Origin of the sequence: Klebsiella sp. CN_Kp104, assembly GCF_040064515.1 — a bacterium.
GTDB classification, from domain to species: Bacteria; Pseudomonadota; Gammaproteobacteria; order Enterobacterales; family Enterobacteriaceae; genus Klebsiella; species Klebsiella aerogenes.
Genome location: NZ_JBEAII010000002.1, coordinates 632,542 through 655,682 on the forward strand (window position 1 = coordinate 632,542; position 23,141 = coordinate 655,682).

22 protein-coding genes and 1 pseudogene are annotated in these 23,141 nt (G+C 54.1%); 6 read left to right on the plus strand and 17 right to left on the minus strand.

Annotated elements, in window-relative coordinates; all coding sequences use genetic code 11:
* Positions 1-35: 35 nt before the first annotated feature.
* The 9 genes and pseudogenes from ABLU80_RS05025 to ABLU80_RS05065 all read right to left on the minus strand — a co-directional run bounded on the left by ABLU80_RS05025 (position 36) and on the right by ABLU80_RS05065 (position 8,968).
* Complete coding sequence (locus ABLU80_RS05025) at positions 36-734, minus strand: YoaK family protein (protein ID WP_045360989.1); 699 nt, start codon at positions 732-734, stop codon at positions 36-38.
* A 73-nt stretch (positions 735-807) separates the two neighbouring features.
* Entirely contained in the window at positions 808-1,677 is an 870-nt protein-coding gene (locus tag ABLU80_RS05030) for a transporter substrate-binding domain-containing protein (protein ID WP_348849821.1), read from the minus strand.
* A gap of 20 nt (positions 1,678-1,697) precedes the next feature.
* Positions 1,698-2,474, minus strand: coding sequence for an amino acid ABC transporter ATP-binding protein (locus tag ABLU80_RS05035; RefSeq protein ID WP_015366435.1), 777 nt, complete (start codon positions 2,472-2,474; stop codon positions 1,698-1,700).
* A complete protein-coding gene (locus ABLU80_RS05040) occupies positions 2,458-3,378 on the minus strand; it encodes an amino acid ABC transporter permease (RefSeq protein WP_045366173.1) in 921 nt (306 codons plus the stop codon). Before ABLU80_RS05040 ends, ABLU80_RS05035 begins: the two co-directional genes overlap by 17 nt.
* A 9-nt stretch (positions 3,379-3,387) precedes the next feature.
* On the minus strand, positions 3,388-3,897 hold the full coding sequence (locus tag ABLU80_RS05045) for a GNAT family N-acetyltransferase (RefSeq protein ID WP_047080863.1): 510 nt from the start codon (positions 3,895-3,897) through the stop codon (positions 3,388-3,390).
* An 11-nt stretch (positions 3,898-3,908) separates the two neighbouring features.
* Positions 3,909-6,172, minus strand: a pseudogene (locus tag ABLU80_RS05050) (NtaA/DmoA family FMN-dependent monooxygenase).
* Between the two features lie 24 nt (positions 6,173-6,196).
* Positions 6,197-7,318, minus strand: a complete 1,122-nt coding sequence (locus tag ABLU80_RS05055) for an amidohydrolase (RefSeq protein WP_045361011.1) — start codon at positions 7,316-7,318, stop codon at positions 6,197-6,199.
* Positions 7,315-8,316: an MsnO8 family LLM class oxidoreductase gene (locus ABLU80_RS05060; RefSeq protein ID WP_032708156.1), complete on the minus strand. Its 1,002-nt coding sequence runs from the start codon at positions 8,314-8,316 to the stop codon at positions 7,315-7,317. Before ABLU80_RS05060 ends, ABLU80_RS05055 begins: the two co-directional genes overlap by 4 nt.
* A 91-nt stretch (positions 8,317-8,407) precedes the next feature.
* Positions 8,408-8,968: an adenylate kinase gene (locus ABLU80_RS05065; protein ID WP_015366428.1), complete on the minus strand. Its 561-nt coding sequence runs from the start codon at positions 8,966-8,968 to the stop codon at positions 8,408-8,410.
* A gap of 138 nt (positions 8,969-9,106) precedes the next feature.
* Between ABLU80_RS05065 and ABLU80_RS05070 the strand changes: the two genes are divergently transcribed.
* The gene (locus tag ABLU80_RS05070) at positions 9,107-9,994 is read left to right on the plus strand and encodes a LysR family transcriptional regulator (protein WP_015366427.1); all 888 of its coding nucleotides are present in this window, start codon (positions 9,107-9,109) and stop codon (positions 9,992-9,994) included.
* Between the two features lie 187 nt (positions 9,995-10,181).
* The gene (ansP, locus tag ABLU80_RS05075) at positions 10,182-11,639 is read left to right on the plus strand and encodes an L-asparagine permease (protein ID WP_015366426.1); all 1,458 of its coding nucleotides are present in this window, start codon (positions 10,182-10,184) and stop codon (positions 11,637-11,639) included.
* Between the two features lie 51 nt (positions 11,640-11,690).
* On the opposite strand, the gene ABLU80_RS05080 is transcribed toward ansP, so the two are convergent.
* Complete coding sequence (locus ABLU80_RS05080; protein ID WP_015366425.1) at positions 11,691-11,912, minus strand: YgdI/YgdR family lipoprotein; 222 nt, start codon at positions 11,910-11,912, stop codon at positions 11,691-11,693.
* 140 nt (positions 11,913-12,052) lie between these two features.
* On the minus strand, positions 12,053-13,114 hold the full coding sequence (locus ABLU80_RS05085; RefSeq protein ID WP_032714590.1) for a YncE family protein: 1,062 nt from the start codon (positions 13,112-13,114) through the stop codon (positions 12,053-12,055).
* A 264-nt stretch (positions 13,115-13,378) separates the two neighbouring features.
* On the opposite strand from ABLU80_RS05085, the gene pqqU reads away from it, so the two are divergent.
* Entirely contained in the window at positions 13,379-15,490 is a 2,112-nt protein-coding gene (pqqU, locus tag ABLU80_RS05090) for a TonB-dependent receptor PqqU (RefSeq protein WP_348849783.1), read from the plus strand.
* 72 nt (positions 15,491-15,562) lie between these two features.
* On the opposite strand, the gene ABLU80_RS05095 is transcribed toward pqqU, so the two are convergent.
* From ABLU80_RS05095 to ABLU80_RS05105, 3 genes are all read right to left on the minus strand, one after another.
* Complete coding sequence (locus ABLU80_RS05095) at positions 15,563-15,856, minus strand: DUF406 domain-containing protein (RefSeq protein ID WP_015705548.1); 294 nt, start codon at positions 15,854-15,856, stop codon at positions 15,563-15,565.
* A 150-nt stretch (positions 15,857-16,006) separates the two neighbouring features.
* A complete protein-coding gene (locus tag ABLU80_RS05100; RefSeq protein ID WP_348849784.1) occupies positions 16,007-17,044 on the minus strand; it encodes an NADP-dependent oxidoreductase in 1,038 nt (345 codons plus the stop codon).
* A 65-nt stretch (positions 17,045-17,109) separates the two neighbouring features.
* On the minus strand, positions 17,110-17,685 hold the full coding sequence (locus ABLU80_RS05105) for an XRE family transcriptional regulator (RefSeq protein ID WP_348849785.1): 576 nt from the start codon (positions 17,683-17,685) through the stop codon (positions 17,110-17,112).
* Between the two features lie 159 nt (positions 17,686-17,844).
* Between ABLU80_RS05105 and ABLU80_RS05110 the strand changes: the two genes are divergently transcribed.
* Both ABLU80_RS05110 and ABLU80_RS05115 read left to right on the plus strand, forming a co-directional pair.
* A complete protein-coding gene (locus tag ABLU80_RS05110) occupies positions 17,845-18,363 on the plus strand; it encodes a GNAT family N-acetyltransferase (protein ID WP_221694495.1) in 519 nt (172 codons plus the stop codon).
* Positions 18,360-18,809 carry a DMT family transporter gene (locus ABLU80_RS05115; RefSeq protein ID WP_047048744.1) on the plus strand — a complete coding sequence of 150 codons (450 nt, stop codon included), beginning with the start codon at positions 18,360-18,362 and terminating at the stop codon, positions 18,807-18,809. The genes ABLU80_RS05110 and ABLU80_RS05115 overlap by 4 nt, the downstream gene beginning before the upstream one ends.
* A 581-nt stretch (positions 18,810-19,390) precedes the next feature.
* On the opposite strand, the gene ABLU80_RS05120 is transcribed toward ABLU80_RS05115, so the two are convergent.
* From ABLU80_RS05120 to ABLU80_RS05130, 3 genes are all read right to left on the minus strand, one after another.
* Positions 19,391-19,912: a hypothetical protein gene (locus ABLU80_RS05120; protein WP_221694496.1), complete on the minus strand. Its 522-nt coding sequence runs from the start codon at positions 19,910-19,912 to the stop codon at positions 19,391-19,393.
* A gap of 336 nt (positions 19,913-20,248) precedes the next feature.
* A complete protein-coding gene (locus tag ABLU80_RS05125; RefSeq protein ID WP_063445727.1) occupies positions 20,249-20,482 on the minus strand; it encodes a YdcY family protein in 234 nt (77 codons plus the stop codon).
* Between the two features lie 17 nt (positions 20,483-20,499).
* Positions 20,500-22,098, minus strand: a complete 1,599-nt coding sequence (locus ABLU80_RS05130) for an ABC transporter substrate-binding protein (protein ID WP_348849786.1) — start codon at positions 22,096-22,098, stop codon at positions 20,500-20,502.
* 233 nt (positions 22,099-22,331) lie between these two features.
* On the opposite strand from ABLU80_RS05130, the gene ABLU80_RS05135 reads away from it, so the two are divergent.
* Positions 22,332-23,000 carry a hypothetical protein gene (locus tag ABLU80_RS05135; RefSeq protein ID WP_020078678.1) on the plus strand — a complete coding sequence of 223 codons (669 nt, stop codon included), beginning with the start codon at positions 22,332-22,334 and terminating at the stop codon, positions 22,998-23,000.
* Positions 23,001-23,141 lie beyond the last annotated feature (141 nt).

The following is a 23,141-nucleotide window of genomic DNA, read 5'->3' on the forward strand; positions in this document are numbered from 1 at the left end:
CGTCAGCTCCCGCGTAGAAAACTTTTAGCGTAGCACTAATTCCGCGCGGCGCTGAATTCGCGCCAGGCGACGATGGCCACCAGTACCACCGGAATAAGTACCGAGTAAAAGCCCGCCAGGATGTAGCCCAGCGCTCCGAGCCCTGCGCCCAGCAGAAAACCGAGCACCGAAGCCCCCGATTTTTTGATTTTCGCTCTATTCTCGCGGTTAGGCGCCTGGCACCAGTTCACCACATCGATGGTTAACTGCGTGACGTTGCCGGTCATCATCGTACTCGGGCTGGTGGTGGGTAATAATAAACGGGTGGTTGCATTCCTCACCCCCATCGCCATTACGCCTGCCATGCCGGTGATTAACGCGGTCGCGCTATCCGCGCCGACAAAGGGCTGCCACAGCAGCCCCAACAGGCCGAAAAGCAGTAACAGCAGGATCTCGACGACGAACAAGCCGCCAAGGAAGCGTGGCGTGATAATTTTTCGACGTTTGATAACCAGCGTAACGAGCGCCACTGCCAGCATAAAAACAGGAATGGCGAGCAGTTTGGATAAAATACCTTCGCTGTTGGTGGCCAGTGCTGCACCGGCCACCACCAGGTTTCCCGTGACGTGGGCGGTAAACAGGCCAAACAAGGTGATGAAGCTGATGGTGTCGATAGCGCCGCCGGAAGCGGCGAGCAACGCGGGTTCACGATGGTGCTGCCAGCGTTGCTCCAGTAAGAGTTGGTTTTCAGCCACAGTGATTAATCCATTAAAAAGACACACAATGTAGCCATGAGTATAGCAATCCCTGCTATGAATAATCATTGCATCAATAGGTTATCCCCGGCGGATTGACCTCCGATTGCCTGACTTCCTCCCCCTGTTCCCCCCAGCGCGCGAGCACCTGCTGATACTCGCCGCGAGCGATCGCGCCGTTTAGCGCCGCCTGCAGCGCGTATACCAGCCCATTGCCTTTTTTAGTAGTCGTCGCCACCCAGGCTTTTTTGGGTCCCAGCCCGACGACTTTAGTTTTCCCGTTTAATGCAGCCTTATAAGAGGCCACCGACTGCGGGCCAAAAAAGATATCCGCCCTTCCCGACTGAATATACAAATTGCCGGAGGCATCGTCAGTAAGATAAACCGGTAGCGCCGGCTGACGGCCGGCGGCTTCGTTTTCCGCATTCCACCCCAGCAGGATCCGCTCCTGGTTGGTGCCAGAACCGACAATGACTTTACGCCCCGAGAGATCCTGCGCATTTGAAATCCGCGTGATCTCACTGGTTGATTTGACCGAAAAGGCCAGCGAGTCAACGCGGTAGGTGGCGAAATCGAACTTCTCTTTGCGCTTCTCGGTCACCGCAATGTTAATCAACGCCACATCGTAACGCCCTGACGCGATCCCCAAAGGCCAGTCCTCCCAGGCCGTAGGCACCAGCTTCAGTTTCAGCCCAAGGCTACCCGCCAGTAAACAGGCAATGTCCGGGTCGCTGCCGATGCGCGTACGGTTGTCGCTGGCCAGCAGCGCCAGCGGCGGCGAATTTAACGCCGAAATCACCACCGTCAGCACGCCGGGCTCCACAAAACGATAGTTCGGAGGAATTTTGCTAATCGCGTTATCATCTCGCGTCACCGGCAATGGCCGTTCATTGGCGCGCAAATCGAGTTCGGCGCGCGCCTCGCCGATGCTCAGGAGCAGCATGAGAGCGGCAGCTAATTTCCTCATGCCAGCACCCGTGATAAAAATTGTCGGGTGCGCTGGTGTTGCGGATTATTTAACACTTCATCGCTGCTGCCCTGTTCAACGATTTTGCCATCGACCATAAACACCACCTGGTCGGCTACCTCGCGGGCAAAGCCGATTTCATGCGTTACCACCACAAGCGTCGTCCCGGAGCGGGCAAGTTTTTTGATCACATCAAGCACTTCGCCAACCAGTTCCGGATCGAGCGCCGAGGTAGGTTCATCAAACAAGATCACGCGCGGATTGAGCGCCAGCGCGCGGGCGATGGCGATGCGCTGCTGCTGACCGCCGGAAAGATGCCGTGACCAGGCATCGGCTTTGTTGCGCAAACCGACAATGTCCAACAATTCATACGCACGAGCAATCGCCTCTTTGCGACTGGCCTGTTTATGGGCAATCGGCGCTTCAATCAGATTCTCCAGCACCGTCAGATGCGGGAACAAATTGAAGTTCTGAAATACATAGCCCACGTTAACCCGCTGGCGGAGGATCTCTTTTTCTTTCAGCTCATACAGCTTGTCGCCTTGACGGCGATAACCGATATAGTCGCCATCAATCTGGATAAACCCTTCATCGACCCGTTCAAGATGGTTAATGGTGCGCAGCAGCGTCGATTTTCCCGAACCGGACGGCCCCAGGATCACCGTCACCGTTCCCGGCGCAATCTCCAGGGAGACATCATCCAGCGCTTTATGACGACCAAAGTATTTACTGACCCCGGTTATCGAAATATGACCATTACGAGAGTTGAGCATGGACGGCCTCCTGCGGCTGACGAGCCGGTTGGTTAACGCGATTATTACGCACGCTGTTCACCGCTGAGCGCCGTTCGCTGCGCGCCAGCGCGCGTTCGACCAGGTACTGAATTGCAGAAAGCACGCTGGTAATCACCAGGTACCACGCGGCGCCCACCATCAGTAACGGGATCACTTCCTGGGTGCGGTTATAGATCATCTGAATGGTGTAGAACAATTCCGGCATCGCCAGCACGTAAACCATCGCCGTCCCTTTTGCCAGGCTAATGATTTCATTGAACCCCGCAGGCAGAATGGTGCGCAGCGCTTGCGGCAAAATGATCCGCAGCGTACGTCGCCAGGCGGGGAGTCCCAGCGCGGCGGCGGCCTCATATTGCCCGTGATCCACGCCCAAAAAGCCTCCGCGGATAATTTCGGCAGTATAGGCGCTCTGCACCAGCGTCAGGCCAACTACTGCCGTGGAGAACTGCCCCAGTACATTGATAGTCTGGTAGCTCGCCCAGGTTATGCCGGTGAAGGGGATCCCCACTGATAAGCTGTCGTAGAGATATGAAAAGTTGTACAGAATGATCAACACCACGATTAGCGGCAGCGAACGAAACAGCCAGATATACCCCCATGCCAGGCTGCTGAGCAGCCACGACGACGACAAGCGGGCCAGCGCTAACAGGCCGCCGAAGATGACGCTTAAAAAGGTACCAAGTAGCGTGAGCAGCAGCGTTTGCCCCAACCCCTCAAGGATCACCGGGTCGAAGAACCAGTGTGCGAACACCCCCCACTCCCAGCGCGGATTGAACGCGACCGACTGCACAACGACCGCCAGCACCAGTAGGGCCAATACCGCCCCGGCGACGCGCAGCGGATAGCGAGCCGGAACCACTTTAATCGTTTCAGATGATTGCATGACGCCTCCTTAAGCGCTGTGGCTGAGGGCGCTAACCGCCAGCGCTTTAGTGAACCGCAACCGCCCATCATAGGGCGGGCGGCTGTACTCTTCCGGGTCGCGAGTGAGGTCAAACTGCGCCTCGTACCCCTGGCTTAAATAGAGCTTTACCGCTTCCGGCTGGCGAAAACCGGTGGTGAGATAAATATGGCTATAACCTGCCAGCACCGCCCGGCGCTCGAGTTCCTGTACAACCCTGGCGGCCAGCCCCTGTTGACGCAGCCGACGATGCGTCCAGATCCGCTTAATTTCCGCGGTGTGCGGATCTTTCGGCTTGTAAGCGCCGGTGGCGATGATTTCGCCGTCACGCTCCAGCACAATAAACAGCCCCTGCGGCGGCAGATACCATTCGGTTAACTCCACTTCCGCATCACGAGAAAAATAGTCGCCGTAACGGGCGGCGTACTCGGCAAACAGGCCGCTAATAATCGGTTGTATCTCCGGCGCGTCCGGAGAGATATCACGGAATGCTTCGCTCATAGCGCCTCCTGTTAATCGCCCAGCCCGGCGGGGTTAATTTCCGATTGTGGAATGCTCTCCACGCCTTCGCCCCAGCGATTGAGCACTTTGGCATAATCGCCGCTGGCGATAGCGCCATTCAGCGCCGCCTGGACGGCATTGACCAGCCCGCTGCCTTTTTTCAACGTCACCGCGATATGCGCCGCCTTCGGCCAGCCGCCGTCCACGCTCCCCACCAGCTTAGTTTTGCCGGTTAGCGCCGCTTTCCAGGCGCCAATGACGTTAGGGCCAAAGTAAGCATCGGCGCGCCCCGTTTGCAGAGCCAGCGTCTGCGCGGCGTCGTCTTTGGTATAGACCGGTATAAACGGTTTAAGCCCGTGCTTAACGTTTTCCGCATTCCATGCGAGTAAGATTGCCTCCTGATTGGTGCCGGAGCCGACGATAATCTTCAGCCCGGCAATATCTTCCGCTTTGTCGATCTTGTTCAATGGGCTGGTGCTTTTGACGTAAAAGCCCAGCGAATCTTTACGATAAGTGGCGAAATCGAACTTCTCTTTGCGCTCTTTGGTGACGGTAATATTGCTGATCGCGGCATCATATTTGCCGGAGGCGACGCCGAGCGGCCAGTCTTCCCACGAGGTCGGAACAACGTTGACTTCGAGGCCGAGGCTGTCAGCCACCAGACGCGCAATATCCGCCTCGCTACCGAGCAACGTTTTGTTATCATCAGAAAACACCGTCAGCGGTGGCGAGTTTAGCGCCGCAACCGCGACGGTAAATTTCCCCGGCACCGCCAGGTGCAGGTCTTTCGGCAACAGCGCAATTGCCTGCGGATTTTTTGCCGTATGAATCGGGGTTTTATTGGCTTCCAGGCTAACTCCGGTGCCATTGATATTGACGTCCTGCGCCCACGACGGGGCGCTAATTGCCAACGCGAAGGCCAGCAATAGCGTTGATTTCTGCATAGCGCGGTTCTCTTTTATTATTTTTCGAATTGGTTAATGGGCAGATCCAGCCCCAGGCTTTCCCGCAGCGTGGTGCCTGAATATTCGCGGCGGAACAATCCGCGCGCCTGCAGCAATGGCACCACTTCATCAACGAAACGCGGGAAGGTTTCCGGCGTGCCGCCCTGAATAATGAAGCCATCGGCGGCGCGTTGTTCAAACCACAGCTGCAGGCCGTCGGCGACATCGCTGGCCGTGCCGGAGAAGCGCGGGCGCGGGCTGGCGGCCTCCAGCGCCACCTGGCGCAGGGTTAATCCCCGTTCACGGGCATTGCGTTTAATCTCATCGGTGGTGCTGCGGAAGCTGTTTTGCCCAAGATCGCCAATATCCGGGAAGGGTTCATCCAGCGGATATTGCGCAAAATCATGATGCTCGAAGTAACGACCCAGGTAATTCAACGCGTCGTCGATCGAGACCAGCGCCGCCGTGGTCTGGTATTGACGCTCCGCATCCTCCGCGTCGTCACCGACGATTACGCTGACGCCCTGGAAAATATGCAGTTGATCCGCACTGCGCTGATAGGCAGCCAGTTGGCTTTTGACATCCTGATAAAACGCCTGCGCCTCGGCTAACGATTCCTGGTGGGTAAAAATGGCATCGGCGTGGCGAGCGGCTAATTTTTTGCCGTCATCGGAGGCGCCGGCCTGGAAAATAATGGGCCGTCCCTGCGGCGTGCGGGCAATATTCAAAGGACCAGCGACTTTAAAGAAATCGCCATGATGATTAAGCGTATGCAGTTTATTTTTATCAAAAAACTGGCCGCTCTCTTTATTACGCACAAAAGCGCCGTCTTCCCAGGAATCCCATAATCCTTTAACCACCTGAAGATATTCGTCGGCGATACGATAGCGCAGCGCATGATCGGGATGCTGGGCGCGGGAGAAGTTTTTCGCCGAGCCTTCCAGCGGCGATGTCACCACGTTCCAGCCGGCGCGCCCGTGACTTAAATGATCAAGACTGGCGAACTGTCGCGCGGTCGTGAACGGTTCACTATAGGAGGTGGAGAGCGTGCCGACCAGCCCCAAACGATCGGTCACCGCCGCCAGCGTTGATAATACCGTTAACGGCTCAAAACGATTTAAAAAGTGCGGGATGGATTTTTCGTTAATATATAACCCGTCGGCGACAAAAATAAAATCGAGTTTCCCCTGCTCGGCTTTTTGCGCCGTTTCTTTCACAAATTCAAAATTAATACTGGCATCCGCCAGCGCCGCCGGATGACGCCAGGCGGACATATTTCCTGAGGCGCCATGTAAAATCGTCCCCAGACGTAATTGCCGTTTTTCAGACATAGTGACCCCTTACCCTGTCAAAAATTAAATATGGTGTAATGCCTGTTCCGCCAGATCCGCGAAATAGCGCGCGGCTGGGGCAATGACGTTTTCATCCGGATTAAAGGCCGGATGATGCAGGCCGAATTCACTGGCGCTCCCTATGCTGACGAAAGCACCCGGAATATGCTGCAGATAGACGGCAAAGTCTTCGCCGCCCAGATGCAAATCGGCGTGATGCGTGCGGTAGCCGAAGCGGTCGGCCGCCGCGCTGGCGAACGCCGCCCATTGTTCATCGTTGACCAGCGCCGTTGGCCCGGCGTACCAGAAGACATCGATTTGCGCGCCGAAGGCGCTGGCGAAGCCGGCGGCGATTTCGCTGACTCTCGCCTTAACCCGCTGCTGCACCTCGCTACTGTGGGTGCGCAGCGTTCCCTCGAGCTCTACGCTTTCCGGCAAGACGTTCCAGGTATTTCCCCCCTGGATCCGCGTCACGCTGAGCACCACCGAATCCAGGGTATTCACTTCGCGGCTGGCGACGCTCTGTAGCAGCGTCACCAGTTGGCTCGCTAGCAGGATGGCATCTTTGCCTTCATGCGGCCGGGCGGCATGCGCCCCCTTGCCGGTCACTTTGAATACGAAGCGATCGACGTTGGCATAAAACGGGCCACCGCGGGTGGCAAACTCGCCAACGGGTAAATTGGGCTCATTGTGCATGCCGAAGATTGCCGATACGCCGTCAAGCGCCCCGGCGCGGATCAACGTTTTTGCGCCGCCGAAACTCTCTTCCGCTGGCTGGAACAGGATCCGCACCCGCCCCGGCAGTTGCGCTTCTCGTTCCTTTAACAGCAACGCCGCGCCAAGCATCACGCTGGTATGTATATCGTGACCGCAGGCATGCATGACGCCGGGATTTTGCGAGCGGAACGGCAGTCCGGTGGCCTCTTCTATCGGTAGCGCGTCAATATCGGCGCGCAGGGCGATGATTTTATCGCCGCTGCCCACTTCCGTCACCGCGCCGGTGGTTAACTCGTAAGGCAGTAACGGCAGGCCGCCGCTTTGCAACCAGTCGCGGATACGCGCGGTAGTTGCCACTTCCTGTAATGAGAGTTCCGGGTTCTGATGCAGTTCGCGCCGCCAGCTAATCAACTGTTGTTCGAAATTCATGGCGTTACCTCCGCGCCAAGATGCGCCTGCGCCAGCAATCCCAAAGAAGCCAGCCGCGCACGCCCTTCGGCAATAGGGGTATCAATAATAAACTCATCAATGCCCCACTGCGCCTGAAGGGCATCGAGTTGTGCTTTAACCTCTTCTGCGGTACCGAACAACAGCGAGGACTCGCGGCGCTCAATGCGCGTCGGCGGGCTACCGGCCTGACGGGCAAAAGCTGCCGCCTGAGATTCACTGCCCACCGTCACCCGCTGACCGTTTGCCAGCTCGACGCCCCAGACCTCTACCTGCTTCGCCAGATCGGCCGCGCTGGCGGCGTCTTGCGCAACGATAACCTGTACGGCCACGATCACCTCGCGGCGGCTCAATTCGCGCCAGTTCGTCAGCACCTCCTGCAACAAGTTTTTATCGCCATTGAGATGCGCAGCAAAAACAAAGTTCCAGTCCAGACTGGCCGCCAGACGGGCGCTGTCGACGCTGGCGCCGAGCAGGAAACCGTCCGCACGGCGCGGTGGAATGGGGGTCGCGCGCAGGCTCTCCTCGCCCTGGCTTTCGGTCAACGTTAGCCAGTTATCAAGCTGGGTAAGCTGCTCGGCAAAACTGCCCTTTTCGTGCTGATGAATGCCCTGCTGTAATGCCCGAGTGGCAAGCGGCAAACCGCCTGGCGCTTTGCCAACGCCGAGATCGACACGCCCTGGGGCAAGGCTTGCCAGCAGATTAAAATTCTCGGCGACTTTGTAGGGGCTATAGTGCTGCAGCATCACGCCGCCGGAGCCGACGCGGATCTGCCGGGTTTGCCCGAGGATCCAGGCAATCAATAGCTCCGGCGACGGGCTCGCCAGCTGTTCCGCGTTGTGATGCTCGGCAATCCAGAAACGATGATATCCCCAGCGTTCTGCCTGTTGCGCAAGCGTTAACGTACGCGCCAGCGCCTGAGCGGCCGTTTCACCGGGAGCAAGGGGGCTTTTATCCAGGATACTGATTCGATAAGACATTTCGCAGGCTCGTTTTAATTAACATGCCTGCATTATTAGAATCTGCAGCGCGTACTGAGAAACAATTTATTCACATGTACTCTGCCGGAAATTAGATATGCACCCTACCAGCCATTGCCTGCTGATGGACAATTTCAGCAATAAAGCGCTCTGTTTGTCGCTGATTACGTAAACGGACGAAACGGATATGACCATACTGCGCAGAATGCATATCCGCTAAATAGCGCTGACGATTAGAGCGCCACGTTTTCATGGTCCACAAAATTATCGAATCACGATTGCAGAAGGTGCGACGAAAGGTTTCGCGATTACCGGTACCCGGCCATAGCTCCTGCTGGTGCCAGGCGCGACTCAGCGCACGGCGAATGGCCTGATATAGTGTGCGAACAAAGCTATAATCTACCCATACCACCAGATCAATATCACGCCATTTGACTGCGCGACTGCGATTATAGTTGCCATCTAGAACCCAGCCAGCAGAGGCCGTTGCCTGCGCGATGCTGGCGAAAAACTCTTCATCCGGCGCCCCCTCCCACTCTGGCCGCCAGTAGAGCCTATCCAGTTCGATGTAGGGCAAAGAAAGCGCTGCCGCCAGGCGTTGCGCAAGTGTCGACTTCCCTACGCCGCTAGTGCCTACCACATTGATTTTCATGATGATTTCAAGCCCCTTTTTCTCCCGATAGTCAGCATATACTCTCTTCAGCTGCGTAGATCCTTGTGGCGAAAGCCGTCTACCGCGTTTAGACTCAATTTCCTGCCATGAATTCGCTAAATTAAATACGGTAACAGCATGTTAAAGGATAACTTCAACGATCTCCTGTCGTTTATGGTAGTCGCCCGCGAACGCAGTTTCACCCGCGCCGCTGCCCAACTTGGGGTATCGCAATCTGCGCTGAGCCATGCGATGCGCAACCTCGAAGCCCGGCTTGATGTTCGTCTGCTGACCCGTACCACCCGCAGCGTCGCCCCCACCGAAGCGGGTGAAAAATTGTTCCAGAATTTACGTCCGCATCTCACGGAAATTGAACGCGAGCTCGGCGCCTTGAGGGATAGCCGCGCCCTTCCGGCGGGTAATATTCGCCTTAACGCCGGTGAACACGCCGTCAGCGCGGTGTTGTGGCCGGCATTAAAGCCATTTATGTTGCGTTATCCGGATATCAATATCGAAATTACCGTCGATAACGGCCTGGCCGATATCGTCGATGGCCGTTTTGACGCCGGCGTTCGTCTCGGCGATCAGGTGGCAAAGGATATGATTGCGGTACGCATCGCCCCGGACATGCGCATGGTCGTCGTGGGCTCGCCCGACTATCTACAACGCTACGGCACCCCGCAGACGCCTTATCAACTGGATCAGCACCGCTGTATTAATATGCGGCTACCAACCCGCGGCGGGATTTACGCCTGGGAATTCACCGACGATGGTAAAGGCTTTCAGGTTTATGTAGAGGGTCAACTGACGCTGAATAGCTTACCGCAACGCATTGATGCCGCTGAATCTGGTCTCGGCCTGGCCTATGTGCCGGATGATTGCGTCGAGGAGGCGCTGGTTGCCGGTCGTTTAGTACGGGTACTCGATGCCTGGACACCCACCTTCCCTGGTTATCATCTGTATTATCCCAGCCGTCGTCAGCATACCGCTGCGTTTGCGCTACTCGTCGACGCGTTGCGTCATTGAACTCATTGATATTTAAGTAAGTGCTGTTGTGAAATGTTTTACGTGCGTCACTATCACGTTACGTGTAGGATGCAGCGCCGTGCATGATTTATCTCTACGACAGAATAGTGAGAAAGCCAGCACGATGTATCGCCGCTGCGCGATACGACAACCACTCATGGACATTGACAGGAAAATGGGTACATCAATGAATAACAAACACACTGACGCGGCGGAACATCATGCCGCGAAACGCCACTGGCTCAACTCGCACGAATCGGGTTACCACAAAGCAATGGGCAACCGTCAGGTACAGATGATCGCCATTGGCGGCGCCATCGGGACCGGTCTGTTTCTCGGCGCCGGGGCGCGTTTACAAATGGCAGGCCCGGCGCTGGCGCTGGTTTATCTGGTTTGCGGTATCTTCTCCTTCTTCATCCTTCGCGCCCTCGGCGAACTGGTTCTCCATCGCCCCTCCAGCGGTAGTTTCGTCTCTTACGCTCGTGAATTTCTCGGTGAAAAAGCCGCCTACGTTGCCGGCTGGATGTATTTCGTCAACTGGGCAATGACCGGTATCGTCGATATCACCGCCGTCGCCTTGTATATGCACTATTGGGGCGCTTTCGGCGATGTTCCGCAGTGGGTCTTCGCCCTTGGCGCGCTGGCGATCGTCGGCACCATGAATATGATCGGCGTGAAATGGTTCGCTGAGATGGAGTTCTGGTTCGCGTTGGTGAAAGTACTGGCTATCGTCGCGTTCCTGGTTGTCGGCACGATTTTCCTCGGTACCGGCAAACCGCTGGATGGCAATGCCACCGGCTTCCATCTGATTACCGACAACGGCGGTTTCTTCCCGCACGGTCTGTTGCCGGCTTTGGTACTGGTTCAGGGCGTCGTCTTCGCCTTCGCTTCCATCGAGTTGGTGGGTACCGCGGCAGGCGAATGTAAAGACCCGGAAACCATGGTACCGAAAGCGATTAATAGCGTGATCTGGCGTATCGGTTTGTTCTACGTCGGTTCCGTGGTGCTGTTGGTGCTGCTGCTGCCGTGGAACGCCTATCAGGCAGGGCAAAGCCCGTTTGTCACCTTCTTCTCGAAGCTCGGCGTACCGTACATCGGCAGCGTGATGAACATCGTGGTGTTAACTGCCGCCCTCTCCAGCCTGAACTCAGGCCTGTACTGCACCGGGCGAATTCTGCGTTCGATGTCGATGGGAGGCTCAGCGCCGAAGTTTATGTCAAAGATGAGCCGTCATCACGTCCCTTACGCCGGGATCCTCGCGACGCTGGCGGTCTACGTGGTGGGTGTTTTCCTCAACTATCTGGTACCGTCGCAGGTATTTGAGATCGTACTTAACGTCGCATCATTGGGGATTATCGCCTCATGGGGCTTTATCGTGATCTGCCAGATGCGTCTGCGTAAGGCTATCAAGGAAGGAAAAGCGGCGGATGTCAGCTTTAAAATGCCGGGCGCGCCATTTACTTCATGGCTAACGCTGTTGTTCTTGCTGAGCGTTCTGGTGTTGATGGCTTTTGACTACCCGAACGGCACCTATACCATCGGTTCCATTCCGCTGCTGGCGGTGCTGCTGATCGCTGGCTGGTTCGGCGTACGTAAACGCGTGGCTGATGTTCACAGCACTGCGCCGGGCGTTGAAAAACGCTAAGTGCTTCTCCATAACGGTTTGCCCCTCTGCGGGCAAACCGTCACCGCAAAATTAATTATCTTCCACCAGTTGAGCAACGTCGCTGCTGTTGATTTCACGTTTGTTGCCAGACTCATCGATATAGCTGGTCATGCCGGTTTCTTTATCCAACTGCGGTTTACCGTGGGTCACGATAGTTTGCCCGCTTTTTGTCGTCATGACGTAATTAGAGCTGCAGCCAGCCAGAAGCGCCAGCATTGCCGCCGCACAGATCACCATATATGGCTTTTTCATAATTTCTCCAGAATGATTACCACTCTCCCGCCGCGCGCGGGAAAAAGTAAGTGTATAACCGTTATAGTAATCAGGCTAATAGCGGTTTGTAACAGAGGATGAGACCCGGAGTAAGGAGGGGGCTCCCCCTCCTTGAGAGATTACAGAGCAATGCGGATAACGTCGTCCGGCGCGGTGGCCTCTTTCTGACGAGTTGACTCCTGCTTCACGCTAACAAACAGCGTTTTTCCATCGGCGGACAGCGCCAGGCTATTCGGGAAAGTCGGCGTTTTAAAGGTTTTAACGACCTTATAGGTCTTAGCATCAATCACGCTGACTTCACCCGCTTTGCGATGGGTGACGTAGACTTCGTTGCGTGCTGGGTTAAACAGTACCGCCAGGGATTCCGGCGCGGCGATTTTTTGCAGCACTTTGCCGTCACGAATATCCACCACCAGCACTTCCGGCTGCTTGCTGTCGGTAATGAAAGCACGGTGACCGGCTGTATCCAGGCTCAGATTCAGGTAGAAATGCTCCTTACCATCATCCTGCAGCTTCTTGCGCGAGAGGATCTTATTGCTATCGGTATCGATAGTCAGTAGTTCGCCATCGGCATTGGTGGTGTAAAGACGTTTAGCGTCAGCATCGATTGCCAGCCCGGTGGCCATCGCGCCGGTATTGGCAATGGTATCTTTCAGCGTCAGCTTGTCGCCATCCACCACCCAAATGACGCTCTCTTTACCCAGACCGGAGATATATACGGTATTGGTTTTCTCATTCACTACCAGCTCACGCGGCTGCAGCGGGCGCACGGTATCACTACGTTTACGGTCATCGAGCACCAGTCGCCCTTTCACCGCGCTGGTTTTGGCATCTATTGCGGTCACGCTGCTATCAACGGTGTTGCCAAACCACAACGTCTGGGTGGTGTTATTGATGGTGGCGCCGAACGGTTTCAGGTCGTTATGAATAACCTGGGTGATGTCGAGCGTAGTCGGATCCAGACGATAGACGATACCGCCTTTATCCAGCGAGCGGCTTTGCGAGGTGGCAACCCACAGCGCATTTTCCTGCTGGCTATACGCCATTTCGTACGCGCCTTTACCGACCGCTTTACGCAAGAGCTCCTCGGCGGCGTGGGCGCTGAAGCTGCCTGCCAACAGTAACGACGTTAATAACAGAGAACGACGCAGACGCGGCGCGGATAACTGACGTAATGACATAACGATTCCCTTTATAGAACAATTAATTACTGGTTAGAGATGGCTTCCACAGCGTGAAGGTTAACTTCACCCCTTTTGTAAATGAGAATAGTAATCATTATTTATCGTAATGTGGAGCGTTAATTGGCTTTTTTGATGAAAAGAATCACCTTTACTTGCTATTAGTTAACGACCGGTTAGTTAATTCTTTTCAAAGAATTTACAAACGGTGTAACATATATACATATGTTCCATTTGGTACGTTTCTCTTTGCGAGTCGCTTTGATGAAGATTATTGCCATGCGCACGGTCGCGCTCCCCGCTTTATTACTCCCTCTCGTCGCCAACGTGCACGCCAGCACGAACGACGAACAAACCATGGTCGTCACGGCGACGCCTACCGCGGTTTCCGAGCTGGATACCCCTGCCGCCGTCAGCGTAGTGAATGGCGATGATATGCGTCAGGCCGCCCCGCGAATTAACCTCTCAGAATCGCTCGGCGCGGTACCCGGTTTACAGGTGCAGAACCGGCAAAACTACGCTCAGGATTTGCAGTTGTCGATTCGCGGTTTCGGTTCCCGTTCCACCTACGGCGTCCGCGGCCTGCGGCTATACGTTGACGGTATCCCTGCTACCATGCCCGATGGCCAGGGGCAGACATCGAATATCGATATCGGCAGCATCGATAGCCTGGAAGTGTTACGCGGACCTTTTTCCGCGCTCTATGGCAACTCTTCCGGCGGTGTCATTAACGTCAATACCCAAACCGGCAGCCAGCCGCCGACCATCGAGGCCAGCAGCTACTACGGCAGCTTCGGCACCTGGCATTACGGACTGAAGGCCACCGGCGCCGTCGGCGACGGCACCCAGGCAGGTGATGTCGATTACACGGTGTCGACCAACCGTTTTACTACCCACGGTTCACGCGACCATAGCGGGGCGCGTAAAAATCTCGCCAACGCCAAATTAGGCGTGCGTATAAACGACGTCAGTAAATTAACGCTGCTGTTCAATAGCGTAGATATCAAAGCGAACGACCCGGGCGGATTGACATATGATGAATGGCGTAATAATCCTCAGCAATCGCCGCGCGGCGATCAATACAACACGCGTAAAACGGTGAAACAGACCCAGGCCGGTTTACGCTATGAGCGCCAGCTTAGCCAGCAGGACGATCTGAGCGTGATGATGTATGCCGGCGAGCGCGAAACTACGCAGTATCAGTCAATCCCTGTCGCAGCTCAGGACAACCCCTCAAATTCCGGCGGAGTCATCGATCTCACCCGTCATTACCAGGGTATCGATACCCGCTGGACCCACCGCGGCGAATTGCTGGTTCCCGTCACCTTTACGACCGGTCTTAATTACGAAAATATGAGCGAGCAACGTAAAGGATACGAGAATTTTGTCGTGACAAACGACGGTGTGCAGTTAGGAGAAAAAGGCAATTTACGTCGTAATGAACGAAATTTGATGTGGAATGTGGATCCTTATCTGCAAACCCAGTGGCAATTAACTGACAAGCTCACATTCGATGCTGGCGTCCGCTACAGCTCCGTATGGTTTGACTCCAACGATCATTACGTTACCGAAGATAATCCCGACAGTAGTGACAGTACCAGTTACCATAAATGGTTACCGGCGGGTTCTTTGAAATATGCCGTCACTGAAGCGTGGAACGTTTATCTTTCTGCCGGCCGCGGTTTTGAGACTCCAACAATTACTGAACTTTCCTATCGCTCAAAGAATATTGCCGGGCTGAATCTCGGGTTGAAACCAGCGACCAACGACACCGTTGAGATCGGTAGTAAATTGCGTGTCGCAAATGGCCTGCTTACCGCAGCTTTATTCCAGACCGATACCGATAATGAGATTGTTGCTGATGATAGCGCAGGTGGCCGCACCAGCTATAAAAACGCCGGTAAAACCCGTCGTCAGGGAATGGAACTTGGTCTCGACCAGCAGTTTGGCGACAACTGGAAATTAAAAGCAGCATGGACCTGGCTCGACGCCACCTATCGCACGAACGTTTGCGGCTCCGCAGACTGCAACGGCAATCGTATTCCGGGTATTGCCCGCAATATGGGCTATGCTTCTTTCGGCTACCAACCGGAACAGGGCTGGTACGCGGGTAGCGATATCCGTTATATGGGCGACATTATGGCCAACGACGCCAACACCGCCAAAGCGCCATCGTGGACCGTGGTTGGCCTGACCACCGGCTATAAGTGGAGCTACGGGAAAATGGATATGGATCTGTTCGGCCGCGTCGATAACCTGTTCGATCGCACCTACGTTGGCTCGGTGATTGTTAATGAATCCAAAGGGCGTTACTTTGAGCCGGCGCCGGGCCGTAACTTCGGCATCGGTATGAATCTCGCCTGGCGTTTCGAATGATGACGCCGCCCAATGAGTAATGATAAAAAAAGGGATCCCAATTGGGATCCCTTTTTATTCCGCCGCATTCTGTTAGAACGCGCTTCTTAAGGACAATTCGAAAATAATTTTTTCCGCCTGGCAGGAGAAATTCACCGCCGCGTCCAGTTTCGCCTCATTACCCACCGGCTCAATCGTGTAATCTACGCTCGGCGTTTCGCTGGCGGCGGCAACGGCGCGTTCGCGAATGGCCGCTACCGCAGACTCCGCTTCTTCACGGGTAGGGAAAAGTTTCTCGACCCGGTAAACGCAGTCTTCGTTATCAATAATGGTGCCAACATCAATGGCGCAGCCTTTGGTACTGCATTTATCAACTACATCTTTCATCGCATTAACCTCTTAAGTTTCCTTAAGGATAAAAAGCCGCTCACGGAAAAGCAAACCATTAATAAAAGTATGGATTAGTCATTTTTTTGCTTAGAGGCGACGAAACCGCCCCCGCACGCATCTTCGGGGGCGTTAGAGAAGGCGGTAACGTTACTCCTCCGCTGCGACGTTAATCACCACTTTGCCGAAGTTTTCTCCCTTCAGCAGGCCAATCAGCGCCTGCGGCGCCTGCTCCAGGCCGTCAATCTGCTGCTCACGGTATTTGATTTTACCTTCCTGTACCCAGCGCCCCATTTGCTGCTGAAACTCGGCAATGCGATGGCCGTAATCCTGGCCGATGATAAAGCCCTGCATACGGATACGTTTTTTAAGGATCGTCGCCATCAGCAGCGGCAGCCGATCCGGTCCATCCGGCAGCGCGGTGGCGTTGTAGCCGCTAACCAGTCCACACACGGGAACCCGCGCCGCGGTATTCAACAACGGCAGGACCGCATCAAAGACTTTGCCGCCAACGTTTTCATAGTAAACATCGATGCCCTGTGGGCAGGCCTGCGCCAACTGTTGGCTGAAATCCGCAGCGCGGTGATCAAGACAAACATCGAAGCCTAACGTCTCTACCGCATAACGACATTTCTCGGCGCCGCCGGCAATGCCGACGGTGCGGCAGCCTTTAAGTTTGCCGATCTGCCCGACGGTTGCCCCCACCGGGCCGGTTGCCGCCGCTACCACCAGCGTTTCGCCCGCTTTCGGCTGGCCGATGTCCAGCAGCCCCATATAAGCGGTAAATCCCGGCATACCTAACACCCCCAGCGCCCAGGAAGGGTGTTCAGGATTGTCGCCGAGCTTAACCAAATCGCTACCATCGGAAAGCGCATAATCCTGCCAGCCACTATAGCCAAGCACCCACTCACCGGGTTTAAAATCAGGGTGATTAGAGCTCACCACACGGCTTACCGTCCCCCCGACCATCACCGCGCCAATCTCCACCGGTGGCGAATAAGAAGGCGCATCGCTCATCCGTCCGCGCATATAAGGGTCGAGTGACAAATAAATAGTCCGCAGCAGGATCTGGTTCGCCCCCGGCGTCGGCAGATCGCCCTCTTCCAGTCTGAAATTTTCGGCGGTAGGTTCACCGTGCGGGCGTGAAGCCAATATCCAGCGGTGATGGCGTTGTGGATTAGCGGTCATAGCAAACTCCTCTTGTTAACGGCCTGTACTGAGGCTAGCCGTTTTATGCTTAACGCGCTTTAACATTATGAGCCGGATTGATTCAGGCGTACCACCAGATAGACGCAAGTCTCGCTGGACTCATTGATAAACCGGCAATCGTTGGGCGGCCCCAGTTCCAGACAATCCCCCGCCTGCATCTGATGGCGAGTATTCCCTTCAACAAAAACTAATTCACCCTGCTGTAGCCAGATGAGCTGTCGCGCCAGCGCGTACGAAGAAGCGGGCATCGGTACATCGCTGCCGGCCGGCAACTCTATTTGCACCAGGTCGATCGGCAGATCGCTACGCGGCGAGACGTGCCGGCGCAAATAGTGGCTTTGCGGATCGCGCCACACCGGCTGGTTGGCAAAGCGCAAAAGCTTGCCATCCTGCATCTCTGCACGCGCAATTAACGTCGACATACTGATGCCAAACGCGCCAGAGAGACGGCCCAGCATCGCCGCGGTGGGGCTACTCTCGCCACGTTCAATTTTATGCACCATTGCCCGCGAGGCCCCGGCGCGTTCAGCCAAATCGCTCAACGACCAGCCGCGGGACTCGCGTTCGATACGAATGCGTGCGCTAATGCGCTGATTGAGGTTGTCTTCTATAGTATTCATGGCGTAACAATATAGTGTGCACCACCGTATTACACAACTGTCCGCTATCCCCGACACTGCGCGTTCTGTGTAAAATTTATTGCTAAAACTGATGACAGCCTGCCGTTCATTATTGTAATAATACCGTACTACTATAGTGTACAGACTTTGAGGCTTGCTATGTCCATCCGCCATGCCAGTAAAGACGATTGCGCGGCGATCGCCGAAATCTATAATCACGCCGTACTGCATACCGCTGCCATCTGGAATGACAAAACCGTCGATACCGATAACCGTATTGCCTGGTTTGAAGCCCGGCAGATTGCCGGTTATCCGGTGCTGGTGAGTGAAGAAAACGGCGTCATTACCGGGTACTCCTCGTTCGGCGACTGGCGCGCATTTGACGGTTTCCGCCATACCGTTGAACATTCGGTGTATGTCCATCCCGATCATCAGGGTAAGGGGATCGGCCGCAAGTTGTTAGTCGCGCTTATCGCTGAAGCGCGGCGTCTGCACAAACATGTGATGGTAGCCGGAATTGAATCCCGCAATCACGCTTCGTTGCATCTGCATGAAACCCTGGGATTTATCACCAGTGGGCAGATGCCGCAGGTGGGGACTAAATTCGGCCGCTGGCTGGATCTGACCTTTATGCAGCTGCAGCTCGACGATCGCCTGGATCCGGACGGCGAGGCATGAATCAGTCGCTCACCCTTGCCTGCCTGATAGCGGCGGGTGTCGGTCTGGTGTTGCAAAACACCCTGATGGTCCGCATTACCCAATCCGCCTCGACGATTCTTATCGCCATGTTGCTCAATTCGCTGGTGGGAATTGTTATTTTTGTGACTATTTTGCTATTGCGCCACGGCGCGGCAGGTTTTCAGGAACTGGCGCTGAATATCAAATGGTGGACCCTCATACCCGGCCTACTGGGATCGTTTTTCGTCTTCGCCAGCATCAGCGGTTATCAAACCGTAGGGGCGGCGACGACCATTGCGGTACTGGTGGCCAGTCAACTGGTAGGCGGGTTGATTATTGATTTGATTCGCGCCCACGGCGTGCCGATTAGGGCGTTAATCGGGCCAGTATGCGGGGCGGTGATGCTGGTGGTCGGCGCCTGGTTGGTGGCCAGGCGCCAGTTTTGATATCTGATTAAATAGTAATCTCCCAAAAACTTTTAAAACATATAACTCATGCACTTCATAGATATGAGCAAAAACGGGTCTGATTATTGAATGTTATCGTTCTTCATTTGCAATAATTACAGTGAGACCTCTTGCCTGCACAAAATTATATTCAATACTGTGAATCGAATACGAATAAAGTAGAGGCCATCTTAACCGCTAGTTAGTACTAAGTAAAAAGTCTAAACTTCAAGAACATAATAAGAGATTCTTATTTGCATCCACTTTTAAGCTCTTGGAAAAATTCCCCGAAAAGTGATGTAAACTCGAAACAGCTTAGCGAGAAAGAAGTTCCACCGACACTTGCTCGTTTTGTTCACTCGTATTAATCATAGTTCCATCATCACAAAGCAGGACGTCGTCAACTTCAAGCCATAGTTGAGAGTCAACCTGACCACCATTAATAACCCGCCAAACCGATCCATCTTCTAGAGTAAGTAACGTCCCATCATCATTCTTAGTTTGAATCCAGTGACCAGATTCGCAACTTGCGTAGACTGGTTCCATAAGAAAAATCGCACACAATAGGCAAAAAATTTTCATTATAACGACTCTTGATTACCTGCCTGATTAAGCATTGTATTTACCTTGCTACGGCTAACCAAACCAGCATCCACTCTCCTGTCGACCTCCTTCTCACAAACGTATGAAACCATTGCTTTCACATCGACAGCATGAGTATCATCTTTGTTTTGCAAAGCCTTTTCACATTTCACCAAATCTCCCAACGAGGCAGACTTTAACTTTGCTTGCATTTCCGGACTATTCGCTCTTTCCACCAAAAGCTTTTGTCGCTCCTGAGCTTCTGCAGCCGCTTCAGCTTGCTCTTGTTGCAGTTGAGCACGGTACTGAACCAGATCAAACATCTCCTCACAGCGCTCATATCTAGCCTTGTCAATGTCGGCTCTTATCTGCCCTACGCCACCGGATAAGGCAGCCCCCCAACTCTCACCGTAAGCATTTTCCTTGAGTTCCTGGCATTGAGTGTGCCTTGCCTGTCCCGGCCCAGAGCACCCAGAAAGAGTTATCACAACAACAATTAACGGCAACGCCTTACTGTTCATAAGAGCAATACCCCCCCTTATGATGACTTCCCGTCCCTCCGTGTGGGTGCTCACCTTTAGGGCAAGCGTATGCAGTTGTAGTAGATGTCAGAATGATCACAGCGGTGGCGATTAATAGCGCTTTAATTTTCATTTTGGTTTTCCTTGGCCAATAAAAAACCCGCACATATTGCGCGGGTTAATGATTTGGGTTTTAGGTCTAAGTGCCTTGTAGAACTACTTAAATTCAGTTAAACGTATTCTTAAATATCAATACACTTCTGACCTTTGTTAGGCTTAGTGTAGTCTGCCTGATTATGTCTGGCTGGTGGCCAGACGCCAGTTTTGAGCTCACCCTTAAAGGATCTCGCCGCCTTTGGTTAACTGTTCGCGGCGCGCTTCCTGATCTTCATGATGTTGCCGCCCGTGATGGGCTATCGCTGTCCGCAGGCGCTGCTGCTGGGTATAACGCTCTTCACGGCCCAGCTCGACATCGTCGCTTAACGCGATCAGTAGCTCGTTCATAGGGGCAATCACGCCCCCGGCAATGGTGTCATCGACCCTGGCAATGACATCGTCCAGATGTGCCATCCTGTTCTCCTTTTCGATCAATTCAGCTTAGCTTTGGAAAAATCGCTTCCCATCAGACTCACGCTATAACCGCTGACGTTGCTGCGGGTGGCGTAGAAAGTTTTCCCCGTCGCCAGCGTGATCCACGGCGCCTGCTGATAGAAGATTTCCTGGGCCTGTTGGTAAAGTTTAGCCCGCGCCTGCGGATCGCTCACCAGAAGCGCTTTTTTCACCAGAGCGTCATAGGACTTATCGCACCAGCGCGCTACGTTGGAGCCGGTTTTGATATTATCACAGCTGAGCAGCGTACCAGCGAAGTTGTCCGGATCGCCGTTATCGGACATCCAGCCAAACAGCGCGCTATCATGCTCGCCCTTGCGCATACCGGAAAGGTATTCGCCCCACTCATAGCTGACGATTTTCGCTTTAATGCCGACTTTGCTCCAGTCGTTCTGAATCATTTCAGCGACACGCTTCGAGTTCGGGTTATACGGGCGCTGTACCGGCATCGACCACAGGGTCACTTCTGCGCCCTGCTCCAACCCGGCCTGCTTAAGTAACGCTTTCGCTTTCTGCGGATTGTAGTCGTAATCCGGCAAATCCTTTTTGTAACCGAGCATATTGGCTGGGATCGGCGATTTCGCCACGTTGCCGGAATCCAGGAAGACCGCTTTCACAATCGCCTGCTTGTCGGTGGCGTAGTTCAGCGCCTGACGTACCAGCACGTTATCAAACGGTTTCTTTTGCGTATTAAACGCCAGATACCCCACGTTCAACGCCTCCACCGCGTGTAACGCCAGATCTTTATTCCCTTTAATCACCGGGAACTGTACCGGCGATGGCGCGGGAATGATCTGGCATTCGTTGGTCTGCAGCTTAGCCAGACGAGTCTCAACGTTCGGCGTGATGGAGAAGATCAGATGTTTAGTCGGCACCTCACCTTCCCAATAATGCGGATTGGCGATATAGCGGATTTGTGAATCCACTTTGTACTGCTGCAGCGCATAGGGGCCGGTACCAATAGGCCAACTATCAACGTATTCCGGCGTCCCTTTTTTCAACATCGCATCGGCATATTCAGCAGAAAGAATCGAAGCGAAGTCCATCCCCCAATCGGCGAGAAACGCCGCATTGGGCTCGCTCAGCACAAACTGAACGTGGTAATCATCGATCTTCTTCACTTCTTTAATCAGCTTATCAAGGCCAACGTCGTGGAAATATTCATAATTGCCCTGCGACACGTTGTGATAAGGATGCTGCGGATCCTGCTGGCGCAGCACCGAGAACAGCACATCATCCGCATTGAAATCGCGGGTCGGCTTAAAGTATTTATTGCTGTTGAACTGCACGCCCTTACGCAGCGTAAAGGTCCAGGTTTTACCATCCGGGGACACTTTCCATTCGGTCGCCAGCGACGGAATCGGTGTGTTTTTAAGCGGGTCAAAGGTTATCAAGCGGTTATAGAGCACCTGTGAGCTGGCAACGAATGAAGGACCAGAGCTGGCGATTTGCGGGTTAAAGGATTCCGGCGAGGCTTCCGAACAGTAGACCAGCGTGTCGTTGGCCCCAGCCAACGCGGCGCCGGCTGGCAGCAGTGCGCTTAGTGCCAGTGCAAGTAGTGATTTCCCTGTAGACATGGTTATAAACCTTATAAATTTGTTATATGCCCACTAATAACAGCACAGCGGAATACAACCAGCAAATAATGAATCGCTATTAGATTCACACTTTAACTCATAAGGTTAGCGCTATTTGCGGCTCTTCTCATAACGAAAGCCAGTGACTCGCGCACCGGTACGACAAAATGCCTTTTTCCGACTAAAATCCATTCGCGTGCCGCATTGTCCCTTTTCAGTCAAAGGAGCGTTACATGACGAATTCGATTTATCAGCCTATCACCCTCAACGATCCGCGGTTGTTGCAATTTGCCGAACAGTTGAATCCTGGCGCCAGTCCGATCTATCTCCCGGTCATTGATAAACCGGGGCCCGAGGGAAACGCCTACTGGAACGTCAGCGCGGCGATCGAACAGGTCGGTGGAAAAATGCTGCTGGGCTGGGAAATAAACTACTGGCCTGGCTGTTTTCTGGTCGCAACACATCATGCCGCCTTACAGGCCGACGATGGTGGTGTCTATGATGTGACTCAACGTTCGCAAGCCGCGGCGGTGCCTACCGTTAATCTGTTTATTCCCGACGACTCAATTGCTATTGACCTCGATAAAACGCCGGCCGTGAAATCACGATTTTATATATTACATTCCGCCGCCCAAATTACGGACTATCTCAGGGCCTATGACAATCTCAACGCTTTCGAGAAAAAGCTAAGCGATAAGCTTTATGAGATCGGCTATCGCTGTGAAACAAATAAAGCGTTGGCGAGCGGCATCGTCGGCACAACGCCTGCCTTCGTGGAAGGCAGTTCGGTCGATATTGACGAAATAAAAATGAATATTTCTGAGTTAAGCTGGATATTAAAAGATAAAATTAAAAAGCTAAAACAATATTCTGACGCACTACAGGTACAACCATTACATTAACTTTCCTCTTTGGGCCGTGGCGAATGGATTGTGTCTGCTGCGGCCCATGTTCGCCGTTCTCATTATTGTACTAAGTTGTGACCCGCTGAGAAATCTGCAAAAAAGTTGTGCGATAACCGCCCTTTCGCCGCTGCGCAATGA

Excerpts from the sequence above, each read along its gene's own strand:
- ABLU80_RS05030 (WP_348849821.1), bottom strand. The coding sequence starts at position 1,677 with ATGCTGCTCCTGAGCATCGGCGAGGCGCGCGCCGAACTCGATTTGCGC.
- ABLU80_RS05035 (WP_015366435.1), bottom strand. The coding sequence starts at position 2,474 with ATGCTCAACTCTCGTAATGGTCATATTTCGATAACCGGGGTCAGTAAA.
- ABLU80_RS05040 (WP_045366173.1), bottom strand. The coding sequence starts at position 3,378 with ATGCAATCATCTGAAACGATTAAAGTGGTTCCGGCTCGCTATCCGCTG.
- ABLU80_RS05045 (WP_047080863.1), bottom strand. The coding sequence starts at position 3,897 with ATGAGCGAAGCATTCCGTGATATCTCTCCGGACGCGCCGGAGATACAA.
- ABLU80_RS05055 (WP_045361011.1), bottom strand. The coding sequence starts at position 7,318 with ATGAATTTCGAACAACAGTTGATTAGCTGGCGGCGCGAACTGCATCAG.
- ABLU80_RS05060 (WP_032708156.1), bottom strand. The coding sequence starts at position 8,316 with ATGTCTTATCGAATCAGTATCCTGGATAAAAGCCCCCTTGCTCCCGGT.
- ABLU80_RS05065 (WP_015366428.1), bottom strand. The coding sequence starts at position 8,968 with ATGAAAATCAATGTGGTAGGCACTAGCGGCGTAGGGAAGTCGACACTT.
- ABLU80_RS05070 (WP_015366427.1), top strand. The coding sequence starts at position 9,107 with ATGTTAAAGGATAACTTCAACGATCTCCTGTCGTTTATGGTAGTCGCC.
- ansP (WP_015366426.1), top strand. The coding sequence starts at position 10,182 with ATGAATAACAAACACACTGACGCGGCGGAACATCATGCCGCGAAACGC.
- ABLU80_RS05080 (WP_015366425.1), bottom strand. The coding sequence starts at position 11,912 with ATGAAAAAGCCATATATGGTGATCTGTGCGGCGGCAATGCTGGCGCTT.
- ABLU80_RS05085 (WP_032714590.1), bottom strand. The coding sequence starts at position 13,114 with ATGTCATTACGTCAGTTATCCGCGCCGCGTCTGCGTCGTTCTCTGTTA.
- pqqU (WP_348849783.1), top strand. The coding sequence starts at position 13,379 with ATGAAGATTATTGCCATGCGCACGGTCGCGCTCCCCGCTTTATTACTC.
- ABLU80_RS05095 (WP_015705548.1), bottom strand. The coding sequence starts at position 15,856 with ATGAAAGATGTAGTTGATAAATGCAGTACCAAAGGCTGCGCCATTGAT.
- ABLU80_RS05100 (WP_348849784.1), bottom strand. The coding sequence starts at position 17,044 with ATGACCGCTAATCCACAACGCCATCACCGCTGGATATTGGCTTCACGC.
- ABLU80_RS05105 (WP_348849785.1), bottom strand. The coding sequence starts at position 17,685 with ATGAATACTATAGAAGACAACCTCAATCAGCGCATTAGCGCACGCATT.
- ABLU80_RS05110 (WP_221694495.1), top strand. The coding sequence starts at position 17,845 with ATGTCCATCCGCCATGCCAGTAAAGACGATTGCGCGGCGATCGCCGAA.
- ABLU80_RS05115 (WP_047048744.1), top strand. The coding sequence starts at position 18,360 with ATGAATCAGTCGCTCACCCTTGCCTGCCTGATAGCGGCGGGTGTCGGT.
- ABLU80_RS05120 (WP_221694496.1), bottom strand. The coding sequence starts at position 19,912 with ATGAACAGTAAGGCGTTGCCGTTAATTGTTGTTGTGATAACTCTTTCT.
- ABLU80_RS05125 (WP_063445727.1), bottom strand. The coding sequence starts at position 20,482 with ATGGCACATCTGGACGATGTCATTGCCAGGGTCGATGACACCATTGCC.
- ABLU80_RS05130 (WP_348849786.1), bottom strand. The coding sequence starts at position 22,098 with ATGTCTACAGGGAAATCACTACTTGCACTGGCACTAAGCGCACTGCTG.
- ABLU80_RS05135 (WP_020078678.1), top strand. The coding sequence starts at position 22,332 with ATGACGAATTCGATTTATCAGCCTATCACCCTCAACGATCCGCGGTTG.